The organism is Chamaesiphon polymorphus CCALA 037 (assembly GCF_003003845.1).
Lineage (GTDB): Bacteria > Cyanobacteriota > Cyanobacteriia > Cyanobacteriales > Chamaesiphonaceae > Chamaesiphon > Chamaesiphon polymorphus.
In genome coordinates this window covers 1-3,756 of the sequence record NZ_PVWO01000536.1, presented here as the reverse complement: position 1 = coordinate 3,756, position 3,756 = coordinate 1, and the positions used below count along the sequence as shown (strand labels likewise).

4 protein-coding genes are annotated in these 3,756 nt (G+C 49.0%); all 4 read right to left on the bottom strand.

All coding sequences use genetic code 11. From position 1 onward, the window contains the following. Window positions 1-59: 59 nt before the first annotated feature. Complete coding sequence (locus C7B77_RS25930; RefSeq protein WP_106311784.1) at window positions 60-269, bottom strand: hypothetical protein; 210 nt, start codon at window positions 267-269, stop codon at window positions 60-62. A 29-nt stretch (window positions 270-298) separates the two neighbouring features. Next, window positions 299-793 (bottom strand): DUF3574 domain-containing protein, encoded by a 495-nt coding sequence (locus tag C7B77_RS25925; RefSeq protein ID WP_106311781.1) that lies wholly within the window; start codon window positions 791-793, stop codon window positions 299-301. 88 nt (window positions 794-881) lie between these two features. Then, a complete protein-coding gene (locus C7B77_RS25920) occupies window positions 882-1,274 on the bottom strand; it encodes a hypothetical protein (protein ID WP_106311778.1) in 393 nt (130 codons plus the stop codon). A gap of 309 nt (window positions 1,275-1,583) precedes the next feature. Then, window positions 1,584-3,752, bottom strand: coding sequence for a peptidase domain-containing ABC transporter (locus C7B77_RS25915; RefSeq protein WP_106311787.1), 2,169 nt, complete (start codon window positions 3,750-3,752; stop codon window positions 1,584-1,586). Window positions 3,753-3,756 lie beyond the last annotated feature (4 nt).

Genomic DNA, 3,756 nt, shown 5'->3' with positions numbered 1-3,756 from the left:
CTTTATCTCCCTGTCTGCGCACTAGCAAGCGTCAGTCCTCACGCTAAAGCAAAACAAAGTCACATGAGATCGAAGATGTCGTGATGAAATCTTGGGTGATTATGATGTCCTGCGCGAACGATATCCTCTGTCGAATTATTGTTTTTAGAACTGGGTTCTTTGTCGATCGATTGAGCTTGGGCTGGTTTTCCAAATATATCAAAATCTTGTCGATCGAGTAATTGTTTGTCAACCAGCTTTTTCATTGATTTGGTTACTTTGATGGGCATATTACAGTCTCCTTGTCGATCGCTCGATCTTAAAAAGATGCGCAAGAGAGTTGGTCTGTTCGGAGCACCGATTGTTGTTGAAAAGTGGTAATATAAGCTTTGCGAATTTGCTCGATCTTTTGGTTGTCGGTTGTGGCAACTGGATGGAGTAATATCAGTAAATTCGATCGCTCTTTGAGGATGGCACCCCGATCGTTTTTGAATTGACCGTTGGCAGCAATTAAGGTGAAGCCATCGGGGAATCTGGGGGTGACTTCGCGATCGAGAAACCGCTGAAATTCAGCATTATTTACTTCCGTGCCATTGGGTTTGCTCGCTCCAAAAAATAACTCGGTACGGGCGACGGGTTTAGTCGCCTGAAGGCTGCTACAGAGCCGCTGAGTATCGGTTGTTACCGCTGTTCGATCGATCGAATCTTTGCTGGTGGGGCGATTTAGAATGGCAGGTAAGCTAGCGACAGCCACGATCGTCAATCCCGCACAGATCGAGACTGGAGCTACATAATTACCAAATTTAACTTTCATACAATGCTTCTTTGGGCTGTGCTATTGTTATGGCTCTGAGAGACGATCGCTCTTGGGAAAATCGCATCAAAACCCTCTCCTGCTGGGTTTAAAATGCAACCTGTTTCGCCGTCCCTGCCAAACATAATGTCATGTAGGTTTGAACTTGGGGTTTTACTCCCTTGACGATCTGGCTAAAAATTGCGGTTGTTTGAACTGCTCGTTCTGGGGAAGCAGCAGGGAGATTGACGATCGGAATCAGTAAGGTTAACGTCTCCAGAATCTCTGAGGCTGGCGAACGGCTGAGATCGACTGTCACCATTTGTCCGAGTTTTGTCTGTTCGATGTGAATGTCATCGCCTCGGAAATTCAAAGTTTTTCCTTCGTTGAGGTAAGACAGTTGGGGAACGCCGATAATACTGGTGGAGGAATAAGTAATCTGAGTGTTGTAGCCTTCGAGTTCAAAGAGATTTGGCTGAACGATCGATTGTACGGTTGCCATGTTGATATACCTCGTTAGTAATTTGGAAAGGAGGAAGGATTTAATAATCTGCTTCATGTCTCCAGAATATTCTGCTCCAGTCAGTTTGACAGTCAGAAAAGATCGGGAAAAGTCCGCTGTTGACGATCGGAAAAGATCGGATCTTAAATTAATTGATAATTGATAATTGATAATTGATAACTATGTTGTTAGGATGGCGATTTCAACTGCTGTTCTTTGTCAACTAAAGATTTCAGCTCGATCTCCATTAAAAACCCCGCCGCAAATGGACGGGGTAGATCGAGCTTTTCGCTCCAAATTGTCGATCGATTATGGCTGAAGTTGGTTGCGAACCAGAGCGGCATACATTCCTTGTTTGGCGATGAGCGTAGCGTGGGTGCCCCGTTCGACAATTCGGCCTGCATCTAGCACTAGAATACAATCGGCATTCTGGACTGTACTGAGACGATGCGCGATCGCGATGCGGGTACAGGATAAGTTATTTAAGTTCTGCTGTACCTGGTGTTCTGTTTGCACATCGAGATGACTGGTAGCTTCATCTAGCACCAGAATGGCGGGCTGATGCACTACCGCTCGGGCGATCGCCACACGCTGAAGTTGTCCGCCCGACAGCCCCGATCCGCCTTCGGCGATGCGAGTTTCGTACCCCATCGGCAAGCGGATAATGTCATCGTGAATGTCTGCCAATTTAGCAGCTTGAATGACTCGTTCTAAGGACAGTTGCGGATGATTTAAGGTAATATTTTGGCGGATCGATCCACTAAAAATCGCAGCTTCTTGGAGGACGACACCAAACTGACTGCGGAGGGTACGCCAGTTGAGGGTTTGCAGCGGTAGATCGTCATACCGGATCTCTCCTTCGGTTGGTAAGTATAACCCCAACAGCAGTTTTGCCAAGGTACTTTTGCCGGAACCGGAACGACCTACCAGGGCGATTTTTTGCCTAGGGGCGATCGTCAGGGAAATATCCTGCAATACCCATGGCGCATTCGGATCGTAGCGAAAGTTGAGCTGTTGGAGTTCGATACATCCCGTCAACTTGGGCGCGGCATGTACCAAACAGACATCCTGTTCTGGAGTTGCCTCTAGCACATCAGTCAGCCGTTCGAGATGGGCACCCACCATTTGCAACCGTTGACCGTTTGCCAGCAGCGAAGACAGCGGTGCGAGTACTGCAATCGCGATCGCATTGAAGGCTAGCATACTGCCGAGGGTCATCGTGTCATTGAGTACGAATAGTGTCCCCAGCCACAGCAGCAGCAAAGGTGAAAAGATGCGTAGCGAAAGCATGATGGTATCGACGATCGCACTCAGATGGTTGCGTTTTAGCGATACATTCAGTTGCTTGACAAACAAGTTCGACCATCGATCGAGGGTGCGATCTTCCGCTCCAGATGCTTTAATTGTTTCGATGCCTTTGAGGGCTTCGACTAAATAGCTTTGAGATTCTGCCTGCGTCCATAAATCCTGCTGCGTCAAGTCGTGCATCCGAGCGGTGGTCGCCACCAAGATGGCAACTTGCAAGATGCCAATTCCCAGCACCGTCAGTCCCAACCAGTTTGCCTGAGTCAACAATAGGATTAGATACCCTAGCACAAACGCCCCGTCCAGCAGGACTGAAAGTGTTTGGCTGGTGAGAGTTTCCCTAATTGTGGCGTTGCTACCTAGACGCATCAAGAGATCGCCTGTCGTGCGTTGCTCGAAGAACTGAAAGGGTAGAGCGAGCAGATGCTCGAAGAAACTGAGCATGAGCTGAGAATCCAAGCGAGCTTGCAAGAAGATGAGTAGAGTAGCCCGCAGATAATGAGTCACGACTTGAGCCAGCACCAGGATCGCCATTCCCATGCCCAGGATCGGCATCACGTCCAGATGGCGATCGGGTAAAATTCGATCGACTAGCACTTGGGTCAGAATTGGCAAGGCTAATCCCAAAATTTGCAGCAGGAAGGAGGCACCCAGAATTTGCAGCAGGATACCGGGGGTTTGGAAGAAATAGCTTGAAAAATAGGTGTACCAGGAAAATCGATCGCGAGTGGATTGGCGATCGAAGTTAACTCCTGGCTCGAAGGTCAACACGACTCCCGTAAACGCTGCCGCAAATTGAATCGGGCTTAATCGCCGTCTGCCGTTGCCAGGATCGACGATCTCGATCTGCTGGGGCGACCACCGCTCGATGACGACAAAGTGTTCAAAATTCCAATGGGCGATCGCAGGTAGCGGCACATACCTAAATTCGGCGAGGTCTTCAACGGCATAGGCTTTGACCCGTAGTCCAAACGTTCGCGCCGAGATCGCGATCGTTTCTGCGGTCGCTCCATCTCGCCCAATCCCCATCAGATTTCGGCATTCTGCGACTTGAGTGGGACGACCGAAGTAGCTGAGAATCATCGCCAGACAAGCTGCACCACATTCTAGGGCACTGAGTTGCAGCCGTACTGGGACGCGATGGCGAAAAAGACGCAAAATTTTGGTACGAATATCC

What these genes read in the sequence shown, in the direction of transcription:
- C7B77_RS25930 (WP_106311784.1), bottom strand. Translation starts at nt 269, where the DNA reads ATGCCCATCAAAGTAACCAAATCAATGAAAAAGCTGGTTGACAAACAA.
- C7B77_RS25925 (WP_106311781.1), bottom strand. Translation starts at nt 793, where the DNA reads ATGAAAGTTAAATTTGGTAATTATGTAGCTCCAGTCTCGATCTGTGCG.
- C7B77_RS25920 (WP_106311778.1), bottom strand. Translation starts at nt 1,274, where the DNA reads ATGGCAACCGTACAATCGATCGTTCAGCCAAATCTCTTTGAACTCGAA.